We start from the raw sequence: 24,429 nt of genomic DNA, 5'->3' as shown, positions 1-24,429 counted from the left end.
AAGAATGCGGGTACGGAACCGCACAAAAACGTATTTTCGGCGGCCCCGTGCCCTTAAACGATTAGGCGAAAGACTGTTCCGTTCTTTCGATGATTTCATCCTGTAACGCTTTACTTAAATTTCTGAAGTGGTCGCTGTAACCTGCAACGCGCACAATCAAATCTTTGTATTCTTCAGGATGCTTTTGCGCTTCGTACAAAACGGCGCGGTCGATAACGTTAAACTGAATGTGGTGACCGTCCATTGTAAAATACGAGGCGACAAAGTCGGCCAAGTGATTCAATCCGTCTTCGCCGGCAACAACGCTCGGCGTAAACTTTTGGTTCAGCAAGGTACCGCCGGTATTCAAGTGGTCCATCTTTGCCGCGGATTTTATTACCGCCGAAGGTCCGTGCGTATCGGCGCCTTTTTCGGGAGAAATACCTTCCGAAACGGGCTTGTGCGCAAGCCGTCCGTTCGGACTGGCAAGCATTACATCGCCGAAATACACGTGACAGGTCGTCGGGAGCATGTTGACGCGGTACGTACCGCCTTTCATATTCGGCCGGCCGGTAACCGCTCCCTGATAGAATTCAAATACGGCCTTCATAATCGAATCCGCGTAATCGTCGTCGTTGCCGTATTTAGGCGTCTTGTTGCGCACCAAATTGGCAATGACGGGCGAAGATTCGAAGTTCGATTTTAAAGCTGCCATCAATTCTTTCATCGTGAATTTCTTGTTGTCGTACACGTTGTATTTAATCGCTGCCAGCGAGTCCGTTATGGTTCCGATACCGACGCCCTGCAGATAATTGGTGTTATAGCGCGCACCGCCGGCATTGTAGTCCTTGCCTTTTGTGATACAATCGTTCGTGATTATCGAAAGGAAGGGTGCGGGCATATAATCGGCGTAGATTTTTTCGATGATGTTGCTGCCTTCAATCTTGATGTCGATCAAATACATAACCTGTTTTTTGTACGCATCGAACAGTTCGTCGTAGGTTTTAAAATCTTCCGCGTGTCCCAATTTTAAGCCGAGCTGCTTTTTGCTTACCGGATCGAAACCGTTGTTAAGCGTCAGTTCGAGTATTTTGGGCAGGTTAAAATAGCCGGTCAAAATGTAGGCTTCGTTTCCGAACGCGCCGGTTTCGACACAGCCGCTGGTTCCGCCGCGGCGGGCATCTTCTATGGATTTTCCCGCGTTCAGCAATTCCTGCACAATCGCTTCGGTATTGTAAAACGCCGGTTGTCCCCAGCCTTTGCGCGAAATTTCGCATGCACGCTTGAGGAATTTGCGCGGTGTTTTGCGGCTTATCTGAACGTTCGAACTGGGCTGCAACAGCTTCATTTCATCCATGCAGTCCAAAATAAGATAGCTGACCGGGTTTACGCCGTTTTGTCCGTCGGGGGTTATTCCGCCGGTGTTAATGTTCGCAAAGTCGGTGTACGTGCTGCTTTCCTTGAGCGTAATGCCGACCTTGGGCGGTGCCGGCTGGTTGTTGAATTTAATCCACAGGCATTCGAGCAATTCAAGCGCTTTTTTGTCGTCCAGAGTTCCGGCTGCGCAGTCTTTTTCGTAAAAGGGAAACAAGTGCTGATCCAAACGGCCGGGGCTGTATGCATCCCAGGGGTTCAATTCGGTAGTTACACCCAAGTGCACAAACCAGTACATTTGAATCGCCTGCCAATAGGTTTCGGGTTTGTGAGCCGGAACAACCTTGCAGTTTTCCGAAATCTGCAAAAGTTCGGCTTTGCGCTTCGGATCTTTTTCTTTTTCGGCCATTTCCGCCGCCAAACGCGCATAGCGTTTACCCAAAATCATAATCGCATCGCAGGCGATATCCATCGCTTTTAATTGCTGGCGGCGCTCAAAAGCTTCGGGATCGTGTAAGAAGTCGAGTTTTTTCAGTTCGTGCGCGATGTCTTTTTTATAGTCGGCAAAGCCTTTTTCGTAAATTTTGCCGGAGCCGACGGTATGACCGGGACCGCGCTGTTCCATGAATTCGGTAAAAATACCGGCGCTATAGCAGTCCTTCCATTTTTCGCTCATTGAACGTAAAATTCTGCTGCGGATGGAACGTTCTTTCCAATACGGAATGATTTTCTTTTTTTGCAGTTCCAGATCTTCTTCGCTGACTTTAAAGTTAATCAGATCGCGGTCATTCATAACCTTCATATCTTCAAGCGTATGACAGCACAATTCGGGGAAGGTCGGCGCCTTTTGCGGACCGTCGCCTTTTTCGCCGACAATCAATTCGCCGTCGTTTATGCACAATTTTTTATGTTCCATGAAGTATTTAAAGGCCGTAGCCCGCATTTCCGGAACGGAAATCGTTCCCTCGTATTTTAAATACGCATCGGTCATCAAATCCGCACGTTCCATGTACAACCGCGGTTCCGTTTCAACGCTTTGTTGTCTCAATTTTTTAACGCGTGCATTCATTCCTCTTGCTTCCATAAGTCAACCTCCTATCGTGATATTATGAAAACCTTGTTTCTTAAACATTCGTTTTATTTCATTCATCCGTTCGTCGGACGGACGAACCATCAATTCATCTTCGTATTTCAGACGCAGGCGCCCGTATTTTACCGAACCCGTGTTGTGGTACGGCAGCAAATTGATTTTGCAGGAACTCATTTTGTTTTTTTTAAGCCATGCGCACATCCGCAAAAGCTCTTCATCGTCCGCGTTCACATTGCCGATTACCGGAATACGGACGTTGACGTTCGCGCCGGCATCGTGCAGTTTTTGTAAATTATCCAGTATGGGTGCGGCAGGCACACCCGTAAATTTTTTATGGCGTTCGTCGTCAATAAATTTTATATCGTATAAAAATACGTCGACGTACGGCATAATCCGTTCAAAATTCGCATAGTTCGTATAGCCGCACGTATCGATTGCAACGTTAAAGCCTCTGCCCTTCAGCCGGCGCGTTACATCTTCAAGAAAATCAACCGGCTGCGACATAACTTCCCCGCCGGAAAGCGTTACCCCTCCGCCGGATTCTTCGTATAAAATCTCGTCTTTTGCCGCTTCTTTAAGCAGCTCATCGGCCGTATAAGGTTTTCCGCTTATTTCACGGGCATTGTTCGGACAAATATCGGTGCATTTTTCGCAAGTAATACACTTTGATCCGTCCGTTTCCACAATACCGTCTTTGGCATAAATCGCATGCGCGGGACATGCGCTCACGCATGCAAGGCAGCCGCTGCAGCGTTCGACATAATGCATCACCTGCGGCCGGAAAGACTGGCTTTCCGGATTATGGCACCACAGGCAGTGCAAAGGACAGCCCTTAAAGAAAAAGGTTGTCCGTATGCCCGGCCCGTCATGCAAAGAAAAACGTTGAATGTTTATCAATAATGCAGTGTGTGCCATTTTCATCCGAGTCCGTTAAAACAGACAAATCAATTTATACAAATAGTTTGCAGCGACGCCCGCTACCAAGCCGCCTAAAAGCTGGCACAAAATGGCGGGTTTTACAAACTGCGTTTGTTTGAGCGTGTCGAGCATACCGATGTGCGTACTTAAAAATCCGCTCATGCAAATTCCCATACCGGTAAAAGTCGCTACGGTTCCGGCGTTCGCAAAACCGGCAGCCAAGAAGCCCTTGGTCAAGCCCATTGCGCTTCCTACGGCGCCCAGCGCGGTAAAAGGATAGGCAAGCAACTCGGGAACGTTAAAGCCCCACAAAAAGCGCGCAACGGGCAAAAAGTATGCGCCGATACGCGGAAGCAGTTTTACGCCTTCGTAGGCGACACCGAGGTATTCGCCGTTGGCACCTGCGGGACCGAAGGTCAAAATCATAACGAAGGTACAAATCAAAACGGTACCGGAAGCGCAAGCCAAGCCGAGCGTAACACCGGATTTTGCGCCGTCCATCAAAGCCGACATAAAGCGTTCAAAAGTGCCGCCGCTGCGGATTTTACGCATATTCAGGCCGGCGTCTTTTGCCGTTATTTTGTATTTTCTGTCTTCTTTGTAGTACTTTTTCGCGATAAGGAGCATCACGCGCACCGAAAAGATACCGCCGATGATTGCGCCGATATTGCCGATTAACACGGCGGAAAAATACGCTTTGCCCAAGCTGAGCATATAGGCCGTAACGATAAGCCCCATACCGAACGTCGTACCGAGGTTCGTATAGGTGGCTTTTTCCGCAGGGGTAAAATACCGGTCAAATTCTTCGTCGGCTGCGAGCGCCAAAATCGCGGGGTTATCGGAAATATACGTCGTAACCGCACCGAGCGCCGCGGCTCCGGGCAAGCCGAACAAGGGCCGCATAACCGGCGAAATTATCTTGTTCACCAAAGCGATAACGCCGAATTCGGCCATAACGCTGGCAACCGCGCCCGCTAAAATGGCAACCGCCATAATGTAAAAAGATGTATTCATCAATACATCATGTCCCGTTTTCATCATAACGCTGAAAACGATGTCCATTCCCATAACATAACCCAAATAACCGAAAAGCAGTACTATAACCGCCAGCGTTATAAAGGTTTCCAAACCGACAGCCTTTTTAAGGCCTTTTTTCATCTCTGCCGATGCATCTGCCATGATCAGCGCCTCCTTTACCGCGGCAAAACCTATTGCCGTTACAAACTGATTACAATAAAATTGTATCTATAAAAAAGAGTGTATCACACTCTTCGGGATATTTCAATCATAAAAATGAAAAAATTGGTGTTTTTTTTACAAAAAATTCATTTTCGTGAAATTTCGACACGTTTTCCGCTCAGACGCTTCTTCGGTGCGGGGCGGTTCGAAAACTTCAGCTTTTCAGACAGCTTTTTTGATTTCTTGAAAGAAACGGGAAAATGATATATTATATAAATATAAAAAGGACAAATCATGAAGCAAGAAGCGGGAAAATGGCTCAAAAAACTGCGGACGGAACGAAAAATAACGCTTGAACAATTGAGCAAAAAAACGGGACTGTCGGTAGGTTTTTTATCGCAGTTTGAACGCGGCCTTACATCGATCGCGATCGATACGTTGGAAAAAATCGCGGCGGTATTCAACGTTACGCTAGACTATTTTATTTCTCCCAAAAAAACACAGCCCTCGGTTACGTTAAAAAACTACGCCCTCGAAGTCAGCGATATCATAAGCTCAAACATTATCATTCGGACAATCAATAATAACATTACGGACAAGGTGCTTTTTCCCCGCTTGATCGAAATGCTGCCGCTGCCCGAAAGCGAACCCATAAAAACCTACACGCACGAGGGAGAAGAATTCGTGTATGTTTTGGAAGGAATCCTTACTTTACTGCATAAAAATCAGGAATATACGCTCTATCCGGGAGACTCCGCGCATTATCTGTCTACCGAAAAACACAATTGGGTAAACAAAACCAATAATGTCGTAAAATTTTTATGCGTGAGCACGCCGAACCCTTTTGCAAAATAAGCCTGTTTGCGCTTTCGCACATATAATTTACCTCACAATCTTCGTCAGCACGGTATCTTTTTGGCAGCGATTTTTTTATTCAGCTTGTGTCCAATCCTCGATTTTCAGACTTTTTATACGGGAAAACTCGCCGGTATTATTAGTAACAAGAATCAGTTTTTTTGAGAGCGCTTGAGATGCTATGAGCATATCGTAAGAACCGATTATCCTCCCCCGCTTTTTCAATTCGGAACGGATTTTTCCGAATTGTTCGGCATCGTTATCGTCAAAATTCAAAATATAAAAGGGTGCAAGAAATTGCAGTAATGAAATTTTATTTTTCTCGACATAATCGCTGTTGTATACGCCGAATTGCAGTTCGGCAACGGTTATGCTTGAAATGTAAATTCCGGCATATATGCGCTCTTTTAATTTTTCCAATACTTGCGGCGATTTTCGGTTTTTAAGAAAGATGCATATATTTGTATCCAATAAATACATTATAAGGCCGCTCTTTCCTGCGGTTCGTCCTGTATCCGCCCTTCCGCTAAAAAATCATCGGTAAAGCCGTAGAGTCCCTGCAAAAATATTTCCCATTCTTTATTTTTGGGGAATAAAACAACCGCCTCTCCCGCTTTTTGTATGAGAACATCGTTTCCTTCAAAGCAGTATGCTTTCGGCAGTCTAACCGCCTGGCTTCCGCCGTTACGGAATAATTTTGCAGTTTCCATACACACCTCTTGCAAAGAGTATATACTGACGTATAGATATTGTCAAGAAAAAGTATATGTTCGTTGTATTAGATAGGAGCTCCTGGGCACAGTAACAGTTGATTCCCTGTACCGAACCGTCACCGAATTTTATATACCTCCTCACGCTTATCTAAAGCGATTATATAAATATCGTCTTTTTCTAAATAAAAAATCGCACGGTATTTGCTTTTACCGCTCCTAGCATTATGCTAATATTTCTGAATATACCAATCATGATTACTGTTTTGGTTGATAAGATTTACACCGTATCCGCCTATATAAATATTGTTTAATACATCAGGGCCCGTAACACTGAAATTATTGATATCAATTTCTATTTTGCGTAATAAAACACCATTTGAAGTATATTGTAGCAAGCAGTTCCCCGATTCATAACCTATAAAGTAAAAATTTCCTCCGGTATCTTTTCCGATATAATAACAGTCGGTACTCCAGTAAGGAATCTTAAAAGAGGTAAGCGTAGTTCCAGTGGAACTATATTTATACAATAATCCGTCATACCCGCTGGCACCCGAAATACTGTCATATCCGGTACCGGAAAGTATGATATTTGTTCCGTCAAAAAGTATTTTATTCGGGACTTCATCATCACAATGTCCGTAATCTATTGTTTTATTCCATCCCTCTTGTATCTCCAATCCTTGCGGAGAAAATTTTTTAATCACAATATCTTTTTTACTGTAGGTACCGGCTTTATTTTCATTATAACCTGCCGCATAAATATTGTTCCTGGAATCAAGACAGATTGAAGTAATGTTTTCGATTCCTGTTTCAAACCCCATCATTCTCGGCTGAAGATATTCCAACTCTTTCATTGCAATACCGTATGTTCCCGCATAGGAAGGTGAAGAACCGTCAGTTTTAACTGTAACGGTAACAGTATCGTCTTTTGAAGCAAAAAATAATTGCGGTCTTAAAAAAGTATTATCTTCATTTGAGAAAACAGTTTCGCCGCTCGAATACGCGGCAGAAATCGTTACGTCGGCTGTTTTTGTCCCATCTCCGTTACTACCGGATTCGTTTACACAGATTATATAGGGCATTCCTTTTTTTACATTTAATGTATATGTTTGTGTACCGTTTGTAGGAATTTCCGCCGATTGCCAGTCCGAAAATAAAAAGTCGGTACCTTTTTCATAAGACTTATACATAGCTAATGCATAGGAACCAAGGGAATAATATTTATTCATAATGACAATAAGATTACCATCCTGCTCCGCTTTGATTTTTTCTGCATCTTTTCCGTATCCGTAGTATTGATCTTTAAAAACATAAAAATCGGTGTTTCCGTATTTTGCGGATACCTTACAAGCCCCTGTTTTTGTATTTAATGCAGTTCCAAATCTATCATCCCATGTTACAAGATATGCCTGTCCTGCAAGAACGGAATATTCAAATGCAGACGGTATGTCCAATAAATTACCGTTATATCGTCCTGTACTGTCTACTGAAACGCTGCTGTAAACAGCATTACCGTTAGGAGTAAATTTTCGAATTCTTGTACCATCAGTACAAAAAATATTATTTGAAGAGTCAAAGACGGGCTGTGTCAGAAACTGATTTGTCCACAAAAGAGTTCCGTTTTCGCTATACTTTGATTTTCCTATAAAAATGTTATTTTCCGGATCGACAAACAAGTTTCCGCCCGTATTCAGTCTCCAAAGTTCCGTACCGGAAGCATTGAATTTTACCGTATTATAGGTACTTGCAACAATGAGATTCCCGAAATTATCAAGCATTGCATATTCGGGATTGTCATGCTTGGGGCGATAAGTATTATAGTCATCATAAAAATCCAACTTTTTTTCCCATTCTTGGATCCCTGTCATATTAAATTTTTTTATCCACCAATCAAATCCTGAATGGTCATTTATAAGCTCCCAGCCATAACCGATTGCATATATATTACCGTTATAATCCGTTAAGATTTTTGTAACCGCATCATTACCGTCACCCTCATTCCCGTCAAAGGTTTTAGGCCAATAACTGCCGGTACCTTTTATGGTAAAGGCAAAGTTCGGTTGATCGGGAGAATCATTATAAATGGTAATTGTTGCGGTTTTTTCACCTATACTTGTCGGCTTAAATGCAATACAAGCATCTTGAATGTGTGCTCCGGACCCAACGGTTTTTATTGACGGTTGTGTAACTTCAAATTGGTCGGCATTCCTTCCTGAAATTTGAATGGCCGGGGTACCTGTCAAATTCAGCGAGGAGGAATTTGTTCCCACTATTGAAATATAAAATGTTGTAGTTTTTACCGTACTGCCTATTCCGATAGATCCGAAATCAACCGTCGGCATTGTATTTTGAGCAAATTGTACATAGTTTCCTTTCGGCGTATTTAACAATACATACAGATAACTGCTGTGTTGCGGAACAGAACCGGATGTTGTTCCGGAAGCTCCGTCCTGAGCTAAAATCTGCCAACTGCTTCCATCATAGATATAAGACTTTTTTTCGGAAGAATTGTAATATGCCCATCCAGCAGCGGGAGAAGCAGGTGCGGATGTTAGGGCTCCTTTCCATACTATGAGATAGCCGTTTACAGTATTATTACTGTTCGCACCGTTTTTGGCAATGATATTCCATACGGAACCGTCCCAAATATAACTACAGCCGTCAGTTATATTATAGTAACTCCAGCCGATTTGCGGATTTGGGGGAGGACTGGTAAGTTCTCCTTTCCATACAATTGACACATATATTGTGGAATTTCCGGATGCAGCGAAAAGCTCCCATGTTGTACCGTTATATATATAACTTGATTGTGTTGTTGTATTATAGTATGCCCAATTTATCTCCGGATTTATAGGGGCTGATGAGAATACCCCTTTCCATACTATACCGACTCCATCTTGCGCAATAATATCCCATGAAGAACCATTATAGATATAAGATTTTTTTGTACGTGTATTATAATACGCATATCCTTTGAGTACGTTACTCGGTTCAACATCTAAGCTGCCAAGCCACACGAGGATTCCCGTCGATCCGTTTCTTCCGGCTTTTGCAAGATGTTCCCATGAATATCCGTTATAAATATATGAGTTACCGTTTATTAAATTATAATACGCCCAGTTTCTTTGAGGATTAGCGGGAGCAGATGTAAGTTCTCCTTTCCATAATACGCTGATTCCGTCTTGGGCCATTATCTGCCATGAAGAACCGTCGAAAAAGAAAGATTTTCTCATATTGATATTGTAATATGCCCACCCCATTTTAGGATTTGCAGGGGCAGAATAAAAGGAACCTTTCCATATCGGAGTTATATAATGAATCTTTGTTACTTCTTCCGTAATTTGTTTACAATTAAGTAGAAAAACCAGCAGAAACATACTGCAAATCAAAATGAAAAGAGATTTAAGTTTTTGCATATTCCTTTCCTCTTTCTATTGTGTATAATACCATTATTTTACATTGTATATTATAACAGATAAATACGTATGGTACAATCTAAAAAAATTTACAAAAAGAAAAATACTTATTCCAACATTAACATAACATAAAAATTTGCTTTTTTACGCGTGATATACCGGTTCAGCTATTCACATCCTACCGCAATATCTTTGTCAGTACGGCGTCTTTTTGGCGCCAGTTTTTGTTGACTTTTACCTGCAAATCCAAATCGATGCGGTAATCGAAGATGCGGCGTAAAGCCTTTATCGATTCAACGCGGATGCTTTTGATTAAGGATGCGCCTTTGCCGATAACCATGCCTTTTTGACTTTCGCGTTCAACGACCAAAAAGGCGCGCACCCACAACTCCCTGCCGTCTTTACGGCTTTCCATATCGGCAATTTCCACGTAGACTGCGTGCGGCAGTTCGTCGCGCAAACGGTTGACCGCTTGCTCGCGGATAACTTCGGCAATGCGGAAGTCGACTTCCTGATCGGTGTAGTATTCTTCGGGATAGAGCGCTTCTCCTTCCGGAGCAAGCTCATACAAAGCGGCAAGAACGGCGTCGATCCCTTCACCCGTTTTTGCCGAAATGTTAAAGACTCTTGCCGCGCCGAGCGAGGGAAGCTGTTCGGCTATAAAAAGTTTGCACAGTTCCGGCTTCGAGTCGCAGCTGTCGGTTTTATTTATTGCGGCAACCAGCTTTGAGCTGAAAGGCTGCAAAAGCGACGCAATGAGTTTTTCTTCGCTCCCCGCTTCGCGCGTCGAATCCAAAACGTATAAAAGGAGGTCGGCCGTTTGCAGCGGCTCTTCGGCAATACCTTTGAGTTTGAGGTTCAGTTTTTTGTCGGATTGATGATAGCCGGGCGTATCGATAAACACGAGCTGCCCCTTATCGGTGTTTACAATGCCCCGCACGGCATTGCGCGTCGTTTGCGGGTGCGGCGACACAATCGAGATTTTTTGATTGCCTGCGGCATTTAAAAAACTTGATTTTCCGGCGGACGGGCGCCCGATTATCGCGACGACTGCTGTTTTACTCATAAGGTCAGTATAGCCGAAAGCATGGGCGCCGTCTATGTAAAAAACCGCTTAAAAAAATCGGAATAAAAATTATTCGCTTTTGCGTCGCCGGAATACGGTAATTACCAAACATGCAAACACGAAGATTCCCACATATCCTATGTACGGGTAAATAAAATTAATGAGCACGCTGAACGGTAAGCCGCCTATAAAATAAGCGGTAACGGCTAAAATCACCGCGCAAAGTTTAAATTTTACGCTTTTATCATCGGCGGCAATTCTATTACAAGTTGTCCACAGCATGGGAACGGCGGTCGTATATATGCTCGAATATAAAATAACGGAATAAACTATGCCGCCTACACGCGGAAAAAGCAAGTCCGCAATAAATACGGCAGGCATCTCTTTGCCGGCCAAGACGGAAATATTACCCAAAAGGCTGAAGTTGATAAGCATTGCAATCGTAAAGAACACAACGCTGCTGAACAACCCCGTCGCTACCGCTTCCTTTTTGCTGTTCGTCTTACCGCCCAATTCGGCAAGAAAAGGGTAAAGCGTCAGCGCGCAAAAAGCGGCATAATTGATCCCCGATAAAAACCAAAACGGAGAAGCTTGTTTAAAACCGTATTCGCCTATGGCGGCGGAAGAAGCGGCAGACCAGTCGGCTGTTTTTGCAATGCTGTATACGGAAAGCACAATGATAATCAATATGATAACATGGCCGATTTTGGCTATCACGCTCACGAGTTTTTCAAAGCCGGCCAGAACTGTTCCCAAAGACAACACAAGCATAATCAAACGGCCGATTCTGTTCGGCACAGAAAAATATTCGGCCGACAAAGTTCCCGCTCCTGAAATCATTACCGCATAAATCGAAAAAAGAATGAGCGGAGTCAGCCATGTAAAAAAAGTCCCGAGATACTTTCCGCAATAAACCTTATATATATTATTCGCTTCCGTAATTCGTTTTTTTCGCCCGGTTTCTATCGTTACCACTGTAACACAGCAAAATATTGAAAGCATAATAAGAGCCGCCAAACAGCTTTTTACCAAGCCGTAGGACGAAAAAAACTGTATTATTTCCTGCCCGCTTGCAAGACCGGACCCTATCAAGTACGCAATCGTAGCGGCGGTATAATTGGCTACTTTAAAAATTTCTTTTTTCATGGCAAAACCGACGTACCGGACGGATTTTTCCGCCCGGTACATATTCAGAGATTTTTAAACGAACGCTATATTTCTATAACGCTCCCGATTTTTGCCTGAACGGCTTTTTCGTATATGCGCTGTCCGGTTACCAAGTCGAGCACCGCGCTGCCGGTTGTTTCGAAAAAGGTGATTTCGTCTTGCGACGTTCTGCCCGGTATTTTCCCCGACAGTACCGAACCGAGTTCGCCGGTAATTTTATCGGCGCTGAAAACGCCTTTTTTTATCGGCTTTATCAAATCGCCCGACTCTTTTACCGCATCGTTCGTGTCGACATATATCTTGGAAGCGCCGATGATGATTTTTTCATCGATTTCGGACATCGACGGAGTATAGGAGCCGACTCCGTTTATATGAACGCCTTTTTTTACCAAAGAACCGTCAAAAACGGGCTCGCTCGCAGTCGTTACCGCCGTGATTACATCGGCGTCTTGAACCGCATCCGCCGCAGATGAGGCAGGTACGATTTTAACGGAGAATTTCGAACCGAATTTTTGCGTCATTTTTTCGGCAAAGGTTTTGGCGCGCTCTTTGTTTATATCGAACACTTTTACCAGTTTAATGTGCCGGACGTTTAACACAGCTTCCAACTGACTTTCGGCTTGCCCGCCGGTTCCGAAAAGCGCGAACACTTTGCTGTCTTTGCGGGCAAGAATATCCGTTGCAGCTCCGGCGACCGCTCCCGTTCTGATTCTGGTCAAGTGCGTACCGTCCATCATACAGTTTACTTCGCCGGTTTCACAGTTAACTAAAATCATCGTCGCGGGAACGCTCGTCAATCCCTTTTCGATATTATCCGGATATACGGAAACGATTTTAACGCCCGAAGCCTTCGCAGGCTCCGCATAACCGTACATATACAAGGTTTGTCCGTTGTATTTTTTTATGTCCAAATTTGCGCGAAGCGGAATAGTGCTTTTTCCTTCGGAATACAATTGCAGCGCATCTTTGTCGGCCTGAATCGCATCCTTCATTGAAAAGACTTCGCTCATTTGGCGCGCATTAAGAACCGTAATTTTCATAACGCTTTACTCCTGCGCTTTGCGTGAACTTAAAAGCATTGTAATCGCGCTGTAAATGATAACCGCGGCAACAACCCACTGCAGCGCCGACGTGTTAAGGCTTTTTACGACAAAGACGGCGACAAGTACGCCGAGAACGCCGAGCGTAGAGGTAAAAAACGTAATTTTTCTGCTGTAGGAATCGAGCTTAATAAACTGTATCGAACCGACCGGAACGGAAAAGGTACAGGCACCCATCATTATCGGAAACGTTACTCCCGGGTTCAATCCGAGCGCATATACGGTCGCCATTGTCAAAGCATAAGAGCCGATACCGATATTGTTCAATGCACCGTAAATCAAACACAGTACGGCAAAAAGAATCAATTTCCATCCGACAAGGGCGGTTGCATCTCCTCCGGAAGGATAAATGTTGAATTTGTTTGCAAGAATAAGAGCGGCCGCAACCAAGAGTCCTACGGAAATAAAACGTTTTATGATATTCGCCGGAAGTTTTACGACAAAACGCGGGCTTACGTACGCGCCGATTACCTGACAGACGATTGCGATAATCAAAGTTGCCATTCCCACATTGATAGTGGAAATATAACAGAGTGCCATAACCGCAACGGGAACAACGCATTCGGTGTTCAGCGTACCGGGAAGTCTTTTTGCATCGACCCATTTAACCTTCGGGTACAAGGCCGACCCGATCGCAAAATCCGAAATTCCGAATGTAGACAAAAGAAAAATAATGAAAGAAGAAATCGCCATGACAATGGGATTGCCCGGTTCTTTCATAAATTCACCTTTGTGCGCAATTAAATCGCGCACAAAATACACCACGAAAATTCCGTTTACAACGGCAACCAACGCAAGGATGATTGTAACAAGCATCTAATGCCTCCTGAAAAATCGGCGGAATCAAGTGCTTAATACTTAATTACGTCCCGCCTTAATTTGAAAAAGAGAACACATTGCGAAGCGCTTTCATATCTTCGCCGAATTCCGTGGTAACCTGTCCTTTTAAGTGATCAATCAGTTTAAGACTGTAAGCATCGTGGAGCGTGTATTCTTTTGCAAAAAATACCATGCGGCTGTTTTTCGTATACGTCGCGTCGACCTTTCCGTTATCCTTGATGCTCGCGGACAAGGTCTCTCTTCCGTCAACCGTTACGATAAGCCAACGGTTCCCAAGTTCGTCAAGTTTTTCCTGCTCAAAACCGTGCTTATATACATTCTTTACTTTTGTTTGATACTTTCCCGACAAATCGTATAATACGACAAGTACTTTGCCCAACTCTTTTTGCTTTTTAACAAGACAGTCTTCAATGCGCGCGTCCAACTCGTCGGCCCAAATCTGAATGCAAATTTCCCGAGCTGCATCGTTCAACATTTTATATATTTTGATCTTTACCGCATCCATCGAATACAGATTCCAAATATCTTCATTCGATTCCGGATCGCCGATTTTTTCCGCAGCTTCTTCCAGCTTAGTCAGGTTTTCCGATACTTTTTTTTTGATAACATCCGACACTTCGGAAACCGGCTGTGCATTATAAAAAATCTTTTTATCACGCCTTGTTAAAACAACAGCTCCTTTTTGCACCAGAGACTCAAGCACTCCGTATACTTTCGATCTGGGAACGGCGGAAATTTTACTTACCTCGTATCCCGTACACGAACCGCTTTCCAACAATGCAATATAGACCCTGCTTTCGGATTCGGTAAATCCGAAGTTTTTAAGCAAAAAAATCATTTCATCCGTCATTCGAAAAACCTTCCTGCAATTCAAGTTCTACGAAAAACACTATGAACGGTTTTTACAAGTTATGCAATACCTGTCATAAAACGGATTTCGGTGCCATGCTTCACAAAAAGCATAGTTACCTTCGGTAACTACTACCCTCCTTTTACGATATTATACGCCGATACCGTCCGCTTGTAAAGTCTTTTTTGAATAAATCGGTAAATTTTTCTCAAAAAAATTATTGCACCGTCGCGGTACCGTTCGAAATATAGAAGTTTTCGGACAGCTTCTTTAATATCGAAAACGCGATATTTTAAATTAAGTCTTTATACGGAGCCGAACGGCTTATTGCAAAAAAAATCGTTTACAGCTATACTGCTTCTTATACCGGGGTGTTAACGCGAGGGCTTTCGGCCCGACCGTTTTCTGAGAGCAAACCCGCAGGGCGGCCGCACGGCCGTCCGAACCTGATCCGGATAATGCCGGCGGAGGAAGTTATGAAGACTCGTCTTTATATTCTTATTTCATCTTTTATTGTATTTTTTTCGGTTGCCGCTCTTCTTCCCGCAAAGGGAAAAGGCGACGTTCCGCAAGAGCGCAGTCGCGAAGTCGTCGTTTATGCGTATGATTCGTTTGCCTCGGACTGGGGGCCGGGTGCGGAATTGGTTAAGCGTTTTGAGGAGGAAACGGGTTATAAGTGCACGCTCGTTTCGGCGGGAGATGCCGTTCAAGTGCTTACGCGCGCCGTCCTTGAAAAAAAAGCGCCGCAAGCCGACGTTTTAATCGGCATAGACGGCAACATGATCGAAGCGGCAAAAAAGCAAGGCGTTCTCGCCCCGTATAAAAGAGCGCTTGCCGAAAAGCTGATCCCGGCCGATTTGGTTCCGGACAAAGAGTGGTTCGTTACGCCCTACGATTGGAGCTATTTCGCTTTTATTTACGACACGGCATCTTCGGTGAGCGCCCCGCAAACTTTGTCCGATTTAACAAAAAGCGCTTACGCAAAAAAAATCATCCTGATGGATCCGCGCACTTCAACGCCCGGTTTGGGTTTTGCCGCATGGACACGGGCGGTTTTCGGCGACTCATATCTTGAATTTTGGAAAGCACTGAAGCCGAATATTTTAACGATGGCGCCCGGCTGGAGCGAAGGGTACGGCTTGTTCACAAAGGGAGAAGCGCCGCTTGTCATAAGCTATACGACGAGTCCCGCTTACCATGTCGAATACGATAAAACCGACCGCTATCAAGCGCTCATTTTTCCCGAAGGGCATATAATGCAGATTGAAGGCGCGGGCTTGGTAAAGGGCGCGCCGAACGAAAAGGGCGGTAAAGCTTTTTTGGATTTTTTAATCGGCGAAAAAGCCCAATCCGTACTGCCGCTTACCCAATGGATGTATCCGGTAAATCCGGCGGTTGTGCTGCCCGATTGCTATAGGGCCGCCCCGAAAGCCGGCAAAGCGCTTTCGGTAAAAGCTTCCGACCTTGAAAAAACGGTACGCGAAATTACCGATTTATTGGCAAAGTAACTATGTTGTTTAAAGCTTTCCGCCGCATTGCCGCGGCCGGAAGCGTTGCAATCTTTGTTCTGCTTTGCGCGTTTTTTTTGCTTGCCTTGGGCGCGGCTCTCACGCCCTTGGCAAGCGGCGCACAAAGCGCTTCTCCGTTTTCCCTCGTATCCGTGATGCGGCCCGCTTGGTACACGATAAAGATTGCGGCCGTATCGACCGGTATTGCCGTCGCGTTTGGACTTGCAGCCGCTTTTTTTACCGCAAACCGCACCTTTCCCGGCAGACGCTTTTTGCTTGCTTTATCGGCGGTACCGCTTTCGGTTCCGACCCTTTTGATAGCGCTGGGCTTTGTGTCGGTGTTCGGCATGCACGGCAGCGCGAACAGGCTTTTTGCAGCCGCCGCAAGAGCCGCAGGCGCCGATGTGCAAAATGCGCCGCTTTCTTTTTTGTATTCGTTTTGGGGAATCGTCATCGTACAGGGATTTTATAATTTTCCGCTCGTCATGCGTTTGTGCAGCGATGTATGGCAGCGACTGCGGCCGGATGAAGCGGATGCCGCCCGCCTCCTCGGTGCATCGGAATGGAAGGTGTTCCGCTCCGTTACGCTGTACCAGCTTGCACCGGCTATCGCCTCTTCGGCCATGCTTGTTTTTTTGTATTGCTTTTTCAGTTTTATCATCGTGCTGCTGTTCGGGTCGGCGGGCGGCACTACGCTGGAAGTCGCCGTGTACCGTTCCGTCCGCAGTTCGCTCGATTTAAAACAGGGTGCCGCTTTTGCGCTGTGCGAAACGCTGCTGGCGTTTTTATTCGTTTCTCTGTACAGCCGTTTTGAACTGTCCGGCAGACGAAGCAGCGGCATCACGGGAAAAAGCGAAACGGCGCCGCGTCGCCCGCTCAAAGCCGGCATGGAAGCCGTATTTTTTGCAGCAGTTTTTATACCGGTTGTTTTATTTTTTTTATGGCCGTTTTTTTCCGTGCTCGGCGGCGCCTTCAAATACAAAAACGCTTTTTCGTTCGGAACATTCGGCACTTTATTTTCGCGTCCGTCGTTTTGGTTTTCTTTGCGGAACACGCTTATCGCTTCAAGCGCAACCGCAGCCGTTTCGGTCGCGGGAGCGTGTGCGGCATCCTTTTTCATTCATGCTATCGATCCGTTCAAAACGAAAATCGGCTTTCGGCTTGTGCCGATTTTACCCATGGCGGTTTCTTCGGTCGTTTTGGGCTTCGGCATAATAGTCCTTGTCAGGAAGGGCAGCCCGCTTCTTTTGATCGGCGCGCAAAGCGCTCTTTTGTGGCCGCTCGCGTTCCGCTATATATCTTCGGCGCTCGACAGAATTCCGCTTTCAATGCTCAATGCCGCGCGCCTTTTATCGGCCGATCCTTTGGACTGCGTTTTCCGCATACAGCTGCCGCTTATACATCGAACGCTCATTTCGGCCTTCGGGTTTTGCTTTGCAGCCGCAAGCGCCGAAGCTTCGCTGCCGCTTATGCTGTCGGTTCCGCACTTCGAAACGCTCGCGCTTTTTACGTACCGACTTGCAGGCGCTTACCGGTTTAACGAAGCGTGCGCAGCCGGCTGTATACTCGGACTTTTAAGCATCGGCTTTTTTATTTTGGGAGACAGATTAAAATGAGTTATTTTGAAGTTCGCGGCCTGCGAAAAACCTGGCCGGGTATACGCATAGAATTTTCCTGTTCAATCGAAAAAGGATGCATGCTCGGAATTGCCGGACGTTCCGGTAGCGGAAAGTCCACCGTATTACGGCTCATAGCCGGCTTGCTTGAACCGGACGTTTGCAAAAAAGGCGAAGAAAAAGGTACAATCACGCTTGCGGGAAAAGACATTCAAAACCTTGCACCGGCAAAACGTTCGATCGGCATGGTATTCCAAAGCGCGGCGCTCTTTCCGCACTTGCGCGTCGACGACAACGTTGCCTACGGCCTACGCTGTCTTTCCCATTTGCGGGGCGGACTTCCAAAAAAACAAAGCAGAATACGCGCCGCCGAATTTCTTGCCGAATTCGGTTTGGAAGGCTTTGCCGAGCGCTACCCTGATTCGCTTTCGGGCGGCGAAGCTCAGCGCGTAAGTCTTGCGCGCACCCTCATCGTCCGGCCGGATTTGGTCCTGTTCGATGAACCCTTTTCGAGCCTCGACGCCCCGCTGCGGAAAAAACTTGCCGCCGACATCCGCTCATTGCAAAAAAAAATCGGCTTTACCGGCATCGTCGTAACGCACGACATAGAAGAAGCAAAGTTCATGTGCGACGATATAACCGTCTTGCGCCGCGGCAGCCAAATCTGGACCGGCAAACCGCAAGACTTCGGCGAAGAGCTTTTGTAAGGGGGAACAAAGACCGGTTTTTGATTTTTTTAAAAGAGTTATTATAGAAAGGAGAAACTATGAACGGACAAAACACGGGAAAAGATTTTGAAAAAAGAGTATTCGCTTTTTTTAAAGAAAGAGGGATCGATGTTGCCGAACAACCAGAGATTGCGATTGCTTTTGAAGGAAAGGAGCAAAAATCTCACAAGTTTGATTTCAAAAACGAAAATATCCTCGTTGAATGTAAGGCGAATAAGTGGACAAAAGGCGATAATGTCCCCTCGGCAAAATTAACGAACTGGGATGTCGCAATGCTGTGTTTCTATCTTGCCCCCAAGGGCTATAAAAAATACTTTTTTGCAAAAAAATATTACAATCAAAAGAAAAGTCGAACGCTACTGCAGTATTATTGTACTACTCACTGTAATCTGATTCCCACAGATGTTATTTTAGTTGATTATGACGTTAAAGCTGAAAGCTGTACCGTATACACCTATGACAAAACTTCGCAAAAACACACGGAAAACAAAGAATTCGTTTTTTAACGCATAAAAAGTTCCTACTGTACTTTATGCATAACAAGTCGTTATTTAATCTTATTTTTCGCAGCTGCGGCGGTACTGCGACGGCGTTTGCTTTTCATACAAACGGAACACTTTGCAAAAACCGGAACTGTCGTGAAACCCGCATGCAAAAGCAATTTCGGTTATGGCATATTCGGAATATCGTAGCATATCTTTTGCAGCCTCAATCCTGCACAGGGTTAAATACACTTTCGGTGAATATGCCGTGTATTTTTTTACTATTTTATACAAATAAGTTCTATCGATACCCAAATACATGCTTATTTGATCTATGTTTATATCATACATATAATTATAACGGATATACGTGAGCGCGGCGGATAAATATCTTTTTTCGCTGCTTTGCACTTCTTTTTCCATTTTTTGCTTAAAACAGGAAAAAAATAAATAGCACCAACCGTTTAACTCCGTTTGCGAGCACAGAGAACCCTGAAATCGCATAAGCGCCGTCTTTAAAAATATTTCCAATTTTTCAGTTTCACATGCCGTTTTTACATAAGTGTCTTCATTGAGGAAAAATAGTTTAATCAGCCGATCCGCTTCTTTTCCATCAAAAGCAAACCATAAGTATTCCCACGGTTGCTCGTTGTCTGCTTCATAAAAACAAACTTCTTGCGGTCGTATTAAAAACATTTGATTTTTACATACGGTATAGATTTGCTCTCCTGCATGCAGCACTCCTTTCCCGTTTACAATAAAATGAAGCACATAGTGTACGCGTACGGCAGGTCCAAACGAGTGTCCCGGATCGCATTTTTCATAACCGTAATAATAAAACTGCAAGGGCGCTTTTTCTATCATGGTGTTCTTTTAATTGTATCGGCAAGTTTTTCAACAAAATGACAATTTAAAGGATACAAAAAAACTATTTTTATTTGTAAAACCGTTTTAACCTAAAAAAGGTTGTATTACACGCTTTATTTTTGCTTCGTCAAGTTTACAAAAAAAGGATGATATATGCTAAAAATTACATTTATGGGAGCAGGCAGTACGGTTTTTGTCCGCAATGTACTGGGCGATTGTATGCGAACGAGCGCTTTGCAGGATGCTGAAATGGCTTTATACGACATAGACGCTTCACGCCTTAAAGATTCGGAAACAATCCTATCGGCAATAAACGCAGACGTCAATAAAAGCCGTGCACGCATAAAATGTTATTTAGGAGAAAAAGAACGCAAAGCAGCTTTAAAAGATGCGGACTTTGTGGTAAATGCCATTCAAGTGGGCGGTTACGAGCCGTGCACGGTTACCGATTTTGAAATACCGAAAAAATACGGGTTGAGACAAACTATTGCCGATACGCTCGGCATAGGCGGCATTATGCGCGCACTGCGCACCATTCCCGTCATGGAAGATTTTGCCCGCGACATGGAAAAAGTATGTCCGAATGCAATTTTATTAAACTATACCAATCCTATGGCAATGCTTACCGGCTATATGCTGCGTTATACCGGTGTGCGTACGGTCGGTTTGTGCCATAGTGTGCAAGTGTGTTCAAGTACTCTTTTAACCGAATTGGATATGAAAGATAAGCTTGAAGGCAGACGGGAATTGATTGCCGGTATAAATCATATGGCGTGGCTTTTGGATATCCGTGATAAAAACGGAACGGATTTGTACCCTGAAATAAAAAAACGTGCACACAAAAAAAATATCGAAGGTAAACATCACGATATGGTACGCTTTGACTATATAAAAAATCTCGGCTATTACTGTACCGAATCGAGCGAACACAATGCCGAATACAATCCTTTTTACATAAAATCACAGTATCCCGAATTGATAGAAAAATTTAACATTCCGCTGGACGAATATCCGCGGCGCTGTATCAAACAAATAAAAGATTGGCAGGAAGAAAAACGCCGTATTTTAAAAAACGGCAAAGTAACACACAAACGTTCCAATGAATACGCTTCGCACATTATGGAAGCCGTCGTTGTCAACAAACCGTATAAAATAGGCGGCAATGTATTAAACGAAAATCTTATTGACAATTTACCGAAAGAAGCGTGTGTTGAAGTTCCCTGCTTGGTCGACGGCAGCGGCATTACCCCTTGTCATGTCGGCGCTTTGCCGGTGCAGCTTGCAGCAATGAATATGACTAATATAAATGTACAGCTCATAACGGTAGAAGCCGCACGTACTCGAAAAAAAGAATACATTTACCATGCAGCTATGCTTGAACCTCATACTGCAGCGGAATTAAGTATAGACGACATCCGGCGTTTGTGTGACGAATTAATTGCCGCTCACGGTTCGTATATGGCTATGTACAAATAAAATTCGGCGGCATTTTTAGCCGCTGTATATATTTTTTCGTAAAATGAAGGAGGAAAAAATGAAAACACGCATTTTGACTATTGTTGTTGCCCTTTTGTGCGCGTATGCGCTTTTTGCCGGAGGCAGCCAAGATACCGCTTCAGCGGCAAAGGGCGATGTAACACTGACGGTTGCGATTTGGGACAAAAATCAAGAACCTGGTTTAACGAAAATTGCCGCTGATTTTACCGCGGCAACGGGGATTAAAACGGCCATTCAAGTTACGCCGTGGGAACAGTATTGGACGATGCTTGAAGCCGGAGCAACCGGAGGGTCCTTACCGGACGTTTTTTGGATGCACTCAAATGAATTTTCAAAATACGCAGAATACAACATGTTGTTGGATTTAACAAAACGTATTGCGAACAGCAAAAAACTGGACATAAGCCAATTCCCTTCGGATATTACCGCTTTATATAACTACGGTAAAAAGCAGTTTGCCGTTCCTAAGGACATCGACACCATTGCATTGTGGTACAATAAAACCATGTTCGACAAAGCCGCTTTGGCATATCCTGATGAAAGCTGGACATGGGATACTTTCCGTCAAGCGGCAAAAAAACTGACAAAAAAAGACGGAAGCCAATATGGTTGCGTAATACGACCAGATACCAATCAAGCCGGCTGGTACAATATCGTATTCGACATGGGTGGCGAAATTCTTTCAGCGGATAAAAAGAAGTCGGGTTTCGATAAAGCCGAAACAATAAAGGCGATAACTTTTATAGAACAAGTTATAAAAGACGGTTCAATGCCGCCGTACAATGTTATTGTGGAAAACCGCGGCGAAGCTTTGTTTGAAGCGGGAAAAGTCGCTATGGTTACCGAAGGTTCATGGATGCTGCCGGAACTGTGTAATAATGATTATGTTAAAGCGCACTGCGACATCGCCGTATTACCTAAAGATACGGCAAGCGGGAGGCGCTGTTCCATTTACAACGGTTTAGGGTGGGCGGCTTCTTCAAATACAAAGTACCCCGAACAAGCATGGGCGCTCATTGAATATTTCGGATCAAAAGAAGCTCAAACAAAGCAATCGGATTTGGGTATTGTTATTTCCGCATATAAAGGTACTACCAAAAACTGGGTAAACGCATATCCGAAATTCAACCTTAAAGCATACTTGACTATGATGGATGACATGGTCATACGTCCTTATTCAAAATCAACGGTTGCATGGGAAGATATGTCGATTCAAAAACTGATTGATGTATGGACGGGTAAAAAAACGGCTGCCGCACTGTGTCCCGAGATTGCCCGTGAAATGAACAAATTGCTGGCAGAAGAATAAAATTTACAAAGAGCCGGTTTTTTTCCGGCTCTTTTTTAGGAGACAGTGTGAATAAAAGCATAAAAAAGCGGAATATACATACTTTTTTATGGGGTTGGTTGTTTTTATTACCGACTGTATGCGGGCTCCTCATTTTAAATATTATTCCTATTTTTCAAACCTTATATCAAAGTTTTTTTAAAACGGGGGCTTTCGGTCGCGGCAATAAATTCATTGGTTTCGGCAACTATGTTAAACTATTTCAAGACGTAACGGTATGGCAAGCTTTAATCAATATTTTTAAATATGCGGTTGTAGAGGTTCCTTTTTCCATTGTTTTTGCCGTTATACTGGCAGTATTGCTTAATCGCAATATGCGCGGCAAAAGCATATACCGTACTATTTTCTTTTTACCGATGGTTGCTGCCCCCGCTGCAGTCGCCATGGTGTGGAGATGGCTGTACAATTCAGAATTCGGTTTATTAAATCATTTGCTTCGCTTAATGGGCTTTTCTGCAGCCAATTGGCTTTCCAATCCGTCTACCGCTTTTATCTCGATAGCTATAGTCGGTATATGGTCGATTACCGGATACAATATGGTATTGTTTTTAGCCGGCTTACAGGAAATTCCTCAAGACTATTATGAAGCGGCCGAAATAGACGGGGCAAGCAAACTACGCCAATTTGTTTTTATAACGCTGCCGCTTTTATCGCCGACTATGTTTTTTATAACCGTAACGCGGGTTATCGGAGCATTGCAAGTATTCGATTCCATTTACGTTATGCTCGATATAACTTCTCCGTCATTTTATAAAACGCAATCGCTGGTATACCTCTTTTACCGGTATTCATTTATGGAATCAAATAAAGGCTATGGGTCGGCTATTGTACTGTTGTTGCTCATCGTTATTTTAGTAATCACGGGCATTCAACTGCGTTTACAAAAAAAATGGGTATTGTATAACACATGAAAAAATCTTCCGTTGTTTATTCCGTTTTAATTCATTGTATTTTAATTGCCGGTGCCGCTGTTATGATCGTTCCGTTTCTATGGATGATTTTAACTTCATTTAAATCGATATCCGAATCCACACAGCTTAATCCTTTTATTATTTTCCCCTCAGTGTGGCGTACCGATGCGTTTTTTTCGGTGCTGACCAAAATGAATTTTGTTCGCTTATACTGGAATACTCTCTTGCTGATTGTCGAAAGAATTATCTGTGCAGTTCTTACGGCAACTACAGCAGGTTATGCGTTGGGTAGACTTCATTTTAAAGGAAAAAACCTCGCTTTTTCGCTCGTGCTATTTCAAATGATGGTGCCTCCGCAAATTTTTATTATTCCGCAGTATTTGATTGTCAGCAAAATGGGTATGCTCAATACATCGTTTGCTCTGCTGTTTCCCGGTTTGGTAACTGCATTTGGTACTTTTTTACTGCGTCAATCGTTTATGACACTGCCCAAAGACCTTGAACAAGCCGCCGTGCTTGACGGCTGTAATACCGGTAGTATTTTTTTATTTGTTATGGCACCTTTGGTAAAATCTTCTATGACTGCACTCGGCATATTTACCGCATTGTTTGCATTTAAAGAACTGATGTGGCCGCTGGTTGCTAACACGGATCAAAACACTATGCCGCTTTCGGCAGCTCTTGCAAAACTGCAAGGACAGTTTACCGCAAACTATCCCGAATTGATGGCTGCTTCTTTTTTGGCTTGTTTACCGATGATTGTTATTTATATTATTTTTCAAAAGCAGTTTATAGCGGGAATTGCTACATCGGGAAGCAAACTTTAAAGTATAAAAGTGCGCATCAGTGCAAGCTGAGTTTTAAGCGAAACGCACCTAAAAGCCTTTTTTGTCACGCAAAAAGTATAGCATTTAAGCGGGCTTAC

The 24,429-nt window shown here is 44.1% G+C and carries 21 protein-coding genes; 9 read left to right on the top strand and 12 right to left on the bottom strand.

Translation table 11 applies throughout. The features are described from left to right. Window positions 1–61 precede the first annotated feature (61 nt). The 3 genes from hypD to HMPREF9194_RS01170 are packed head-to-tail and all read right to left on the bottom strand — an operon-like array spanning window position 62 to window position 4,540. On the bottom strand, window positions 62–2,437 hold the full coding sequence (gene hypD, locus HMPREF9194_RS01180) for a trans-4-hydroxy-L-proline dehydratase (RefSeq protein ID WP_016524532.1): 2,376 nt from the start codon (window positions 2,435–2,437) through the stop codon (window positions 62–64). A 3-nt stretch (window positions 2,438–2,440) separates the two neighbouring features. After that, a complete protein-coding gene (locus HMPREF9194_RS01175) occupies window positions 2,441–3,358 on the bottom strand; it encodes a glycyl-radical enzyme activating protein (RefSeq protein ID WP_211209547.1) in 918 nt (305 codons plus the stop codon). Window positions 3,359–3,373: 15 nt separating this feature from the next. After that, window positions 3,374–4,540 carry a CD0519/CD1768 family membrane protein gene (locus HMPREF9194_RS01170; protein WP_016524530.1) on the bottom strand — a complete coding sequence of 389 codons (1,167 nt, stop codon included), beginning with the start codon at window positions 4,538–4,540 and terminating at the stop codon, window positions 3,374–3,376. Window positions 4,541–4,834: 294 nt separating this feature from the next. Here HMPREF9194_RS01170 and HMPREF9194_RS01165 point away from each other — a divergent pair, with 294 nt between their 5' ends. Then, window positions 4,835–5,395, top strand: coding sequence for a helix-turn-helix domain-containing protein (locus HMPREF9194_RS01165; RefSeq protein ID WP_016524529.1), 561 nt, complete (start codon window positions 4,835–4,837; stop codon window positions 5,393–5,395). Window positions 5,396–5,470: 75 nt separating this feature from the next. Here the strand turns inward: HMPREF9194_RS01165 and vapC are convergent, their stop codons facing one another. The 8 genes from vapC to HMPREF9194_RS01125 all read right to left on the bottom strand — a co-directional run bounded on the left by vapC (window position 5,471) and on the right by HMPREF9194_RS01125 (window position 14,547). Continuing rightward, window positions 5,471–5,875 (bottom strand): type II toxin-antitoxin system tRNA(fMet)-specific endonuclease VapC, encoded by a 405-nt coding sequence (vapC, locus tag HMPREF9194_RS01160; protein ID WP_016524528.1) that lies wholly within the window; start codon window positions 5,873–5,875, stop codon window positions 5,471–5,473. Next, window positions 5,875–6,105, bottom strand: coding sequence for a type II toxin-antitoxin system antitoxin VapB (vapB, locus tag HMPREF9194_RS01155; RefSeq protein WP_016524527.1), 231 nt, complete (start codon window positions 6,103–6,105; stop codon window positions 5,875–5,877). The genes vapC and vapB overlap by 1 nt, the downstream gene beginning before the upstream one ends. Window positions 6,106–6,335: 230 nt before the next feature. After that, window positions 6,336–9,524 (bottom strand): hypothetical protein, encoded by a 3,189-nt coding sequence (locus HMPREF9194_RS01150; protein WP_016524526.1) that lies wholly within the window; start codon window positions 9,522–9,524, stop codon window positions 6,336–6,338. A gap of 178 nt (window positions 9,525–9,702) precedes the next feature. Continuing rightward, entirely contained in the window at window positions 9,703–10,590 is an 888-nt protein-coding gene (gene era, locus HMPREF9194_RS01145; RefSeq protein WP_016524525.1) for a GTPase Era, read from the bottom strand. Window positions 10,591–10,659: 69 nt separating this feature from the next. Continuing rightward, complete coding sequence (locus HMPREF9194_RS01140) at window positions 10,660–11,736, bottom strand: YkvI family membrane protein (protein WP_156827977.1); 1,077 nt, start codon at window positions 11,734–11,736, stop codon at window positions 10,660–10,662. A 65-nt stretch (window positions 11,737–11,801) separates the two neighbouring features. Continuing rightward, window positions 11,802–12,797, bottom strand: a complete 996-nt coding sequence (locus HMPREF9194_RS01135; RefSeq protein WP_016524523.1) for an ornithine cyclodeaminase family protein — start codon at window positions 12,795–12,797, stop codon at window positions 11,802–11,804. Between the two features lie 6 nt (window positions 12,798–12,803). Further along, entirely contained in the window at window positions 12,804–13,673 is an 870-nt protein-coding gene (locus tag HMPREF9194_RS01130) for a hypothetical protein (protein WP_016524522.1), read from the bottom strand. 58 nt (window positions 13,674–13,731) lie between these two features. Continuing rightward, window positions 13,732–14,547 carry a TrmB family transcriptional regulator gene (locus HMPREF9194_RS01125; protein ID WP_016524521.1) on the bottom strand — a complete coding sequence of 272 codons (816 nt, stop codon included), beginning with the start codon at window positions 14,545–14,547 and terminating at the stop codon, window positions 13,732–13,734. Between the two features lie 476 nt (window positions 14,548–15,023). Here HMPREF9194_RS01125 and HMPREF9194_RS01120 point away from each other — a divergent pair, with 476 nt between their 5' ends. The 4 genes from HMPREF9194_RS01120 to HMPREF9194_RS11730 are packed head-to-tail and all read left to right on the top strand — an operon-like array spanning window position 15,024 to window position 18,905. Further along, a complete protein-coding gene (locus HMPREF9194_RS01120) occupies window positions 15,024–16,055 on the top strand; it encodes a thiamine ABC transporter substrate-binding protein (RefSeq protein ID WP_016524520.1) in 1,032 nt (343 codons plus the stop codon). 2 nt (window positions 16,056–16,057) lie between these two features. Next, window positions 16,058–17,671 (top strand): ABC transporter permease, encoded by a 1,614-nt coding sequence (locus tag HMPREF9194_RS01115; protein ID WP_016524519.1) that lies wholly within the window; start codon window positions 16,058–16,060, stop codon window positions 17,669–17,671. After that, window positions 17,668–18,378 carry an ABC transporter ATP-binding protein gene (locus tag HMPREF9194_RS01110; RefSeq protein ID WP_016524518.1) on the top strand — a complete coding sequence of 237 codons (711 nt, stop codon included), beginning with the start codon at window positions 17,668–17,670 and terminating at the stop codon, window positions 18,376–18,378. The genes HMPREF9194_RS01115 and HMPREF9194_RS01110 overlap by 4 nt, the downstream gene beginning before the upstream one ends. A 59-nt stretch (window positions 18,379–18,437) precedes the next feature. Further along, complete coding sequence (locus HMPREF9194_RS11730; RefSeq protein ID WP_016524517.1) at window positions 18,438–18,905, top strand: hypothetical protein; 468 nt, start codon at window positions 18,438–18,440, stop codon at window positions 18,903–18,905. Window positions 18,906–18,956: 51 nt separating this feature from the next. Here HMPREF9194_RS11730 and HMPREF9194_RS01100 read toward each other — a convergent pair whose 3' ends face one another. After that, window positions 18,957–19,745 carry an AraC family transcriptional regulator gene (locus HMPREF9194_RS01100; protein ID WP_016524516.1) on the bottom strand — a complete coding sequence of 263 codons (789 nt, stop codon included), beginning with the start codon at window positions 19,743–19,745 and terminating at the stop codon, window positions 18,957–18,959. A 156-nt stretch (window positions 19,746–19,901) separates the two neighbouring features. Between HMPREF9194_RS01100 and melA the strand changes: the two genes are divergently transcribed. From melA to HMPREF9194_RS01080, 4 genes are read left to right on the top strand one after another with little or no spacing between them, the layout of a single operon-like run. Further along, window positions 19,902–21,224, top strand: a complete 1,323-nt coding sequence (gene melA / locus HMPREF9194_RS01095; RefSeq protein WP_016524515.1) for an alpha-glucosidase/alpha-galactosidase — start codon at window positions 19,902–19,904, stop codon at window positions 21,222–21,224. Between the two features lie 58 nt (window positions 21,225–21,282). Then, on the top strand, window positions 21,283–22,554 hold the full coding sequence (locus HMPREF9194_RS01090; RefSeq protein WP_016524514.1) for an ABC transporter substrate-binding protein: 1,272 nt from the start codon (window positions 21,283–21,285) through the stop codon (window positions 22,552–22,554). 47 nt (window positions 22,555–22,601) lie between these two features. Then, the gene (locus tag HMPREF9194_RS01085) at window positions 22,602–23,504 is read left to right on the top strand and encodes a carbohydrate ABC transporter permease (protein WP_016524513.1); all 903 of its coding nucleotides are present in this window, start codon (window positions 22,602–22,604) and stop codon (window positions 23,502–23,504) included. Then, window positions 23,501–24,331, top strand: coding sequence for a carbohydrate ABC transporter permease (locus HMPREF9194_RS01080; protein ID WP_016524512.1), 831 nt, complete (start codon window positions 23,501–23,503; stop codon window positions 24,329–24,331). The genes HMPREF9194_RS01085 and HMPREF9194_RS01080 overlap by 4 nt, the downstream gene beginning before the upstream one ends. Window positions 24,332–24,429: the final 98 nt, after the last annotated feature.

This window comes from Treponema maltophilum ATCC 51939 (genome assembly GCF_000413055.1).
Taxonomy (GTDB): Bacteria; Spirochaetota; Spirochaetia; order Treponematales; family Treponemataceae; genus Treponema_C; species Treponema_C maltophilum.
Note: the sequence above shows the minus strand (reverse complement) of the source record. Positions and strands in the feature narration are given on the sequence as shown.

Bases quoted from the DNA above. Each gene is read 5' to 3' on its own strand.
- hypD (WP_016524532.1), bottom strand. From the start codon at position 2,437: ATGGAAGCAAGAGGAATGAATGCACGCGTTAAAAAATTGAGACAACAA.
- HMPREF9194_RS01175 (WP_211209547.1), bottom strand. From the start codon at position 3,358: ATGGCACACACTGCATTATTGATAAACATTCAACGTTTTTCTTTGCAT.
- HMPREF9194_RS01170 (WP_016524530.1), bottom strand. From the start codon at position 4,540: ATGGCAGATGCATCGGCAGAGATGAAAAAAGGCCTTAAAAAGGCTGTC.
- HMPREF9194_RS01165 (WP_016524529.1), top strand. From the start codon at position 4,835: ATGAAGCAAGAAGCGGGAAAATGGCTCAAAAAACTGCGGACGGAACGA.
- vapC (WP_016524528.1), bottom strand. From the start codon at position 5,875: ATGTATTTATTGGATACAAATATATGCATCTTTCTTAAAAACCGAAAA.
- vapB (WP_016524527.1), bottom strand. From the start codon at position 6,105: ATGGAAACTGCAAAATTATTCCGTAACGGCGGAAGCCAGGCGGTTAGA.
- HMPREF9194_RS01150 (WP_016524526.1), bottom strand. From the start codon at position 9,524: ATGCAAAAACTTAAATCTCTTTTCATTTTGATTTGCAGTATGTTTCTG.
- era (WP_016524525.1), bottom strand. From the start codon at position 10,590: ATGAGTAAAACAGCAGTCGTCGCGATAATCGGGCGCCCGTCCGCCGGA.
- HMPREF9194_RS01140 (WP_156827977.1), bottom strand. From the start codon at position 11,736: ATGAAAAAAGAAATTTTTAAAGTAGCCAATTATACCGCCGCTACGATT.
- HMPREF9194_RS01135 (WP_016524523.1), bottom strand. From the start codon at position 12,797: ATGAAAATTACGGTTCTTAATGCGCGCCAAATGAGCGAAGTCTTTTCA.
- HMPREF9194_RS01130 (WP_016524522.1), bottom strand. From the start codon at position 13,673: ATGCTTGTTACAATCATCCTTGCGTTGGTTGCCGTTGTAAACGGAATT.
- HMPREF9194_RS01125 (WP_016524521.1), bottom strand. From the start codon at position 14,547: ATGACGGATGAAATGATTTTTTTGCTTAAAAACTTCGGATTTACCGAA.
- HMPREF9194_RS01120 (WP_016524520.1), top strand. From the start codon at position 15,024: ATGAAGACTCGTCTTTATATTCTTATTTCATCTTTTATTGTATTTTTT.
- HMPREF9194_RS01115 (WP_016524519.1), top strand. From the start codon at position 16,058: ATGTTGTTTAAAGCTTTCCGCCGCATTGCCGCGGCCGGAAGCGTTGCA.
- HMPREF9194_RS01110 (WP_016524518.1), top strand. From the start codon at position 17,668: ATGAGTTATTTTGAAGTTCGCGGCCTGCGAAAAACCTGGCCGGGTATA.
- HMPREF9194_RS11730 (WP_016524517.1), top strand. From the start codon at position 18,438: ATGAACGGACAAAACACGGGAAAAGATTTTGAAAAAAGAGTATTCGCT.
- HMPREF9194_RS01100 (WP_016524516.1), bottom strand. From the start codon at position 19,745: ATGATAGAAAAAGCGCCCTTGCAGTTTTATTATTACGGTTATGAAAAA.
- melA (WP_016524515.1), top strand. From the start codon at position 19,902: ATGCTAAAAATTACATTTATGGGAGCAGGCAGTACGGTTTTTGTCCGC.
- HMPREF9194_RS01090 (WP_016524514.1), top strand. From the start codon at position 21,283: ATGAAAACACGCATTTTGACTATTGTTGTTGCCCTTTTGTGCGCGTAT.
- HMPREF9194_RS01080 (WP_016524512.1), top strand. From the start codon at position 23,501: ATGAAAAAATCTTCCGTTGTTTATTCCGTTTTAATTCATTGTATTTTA.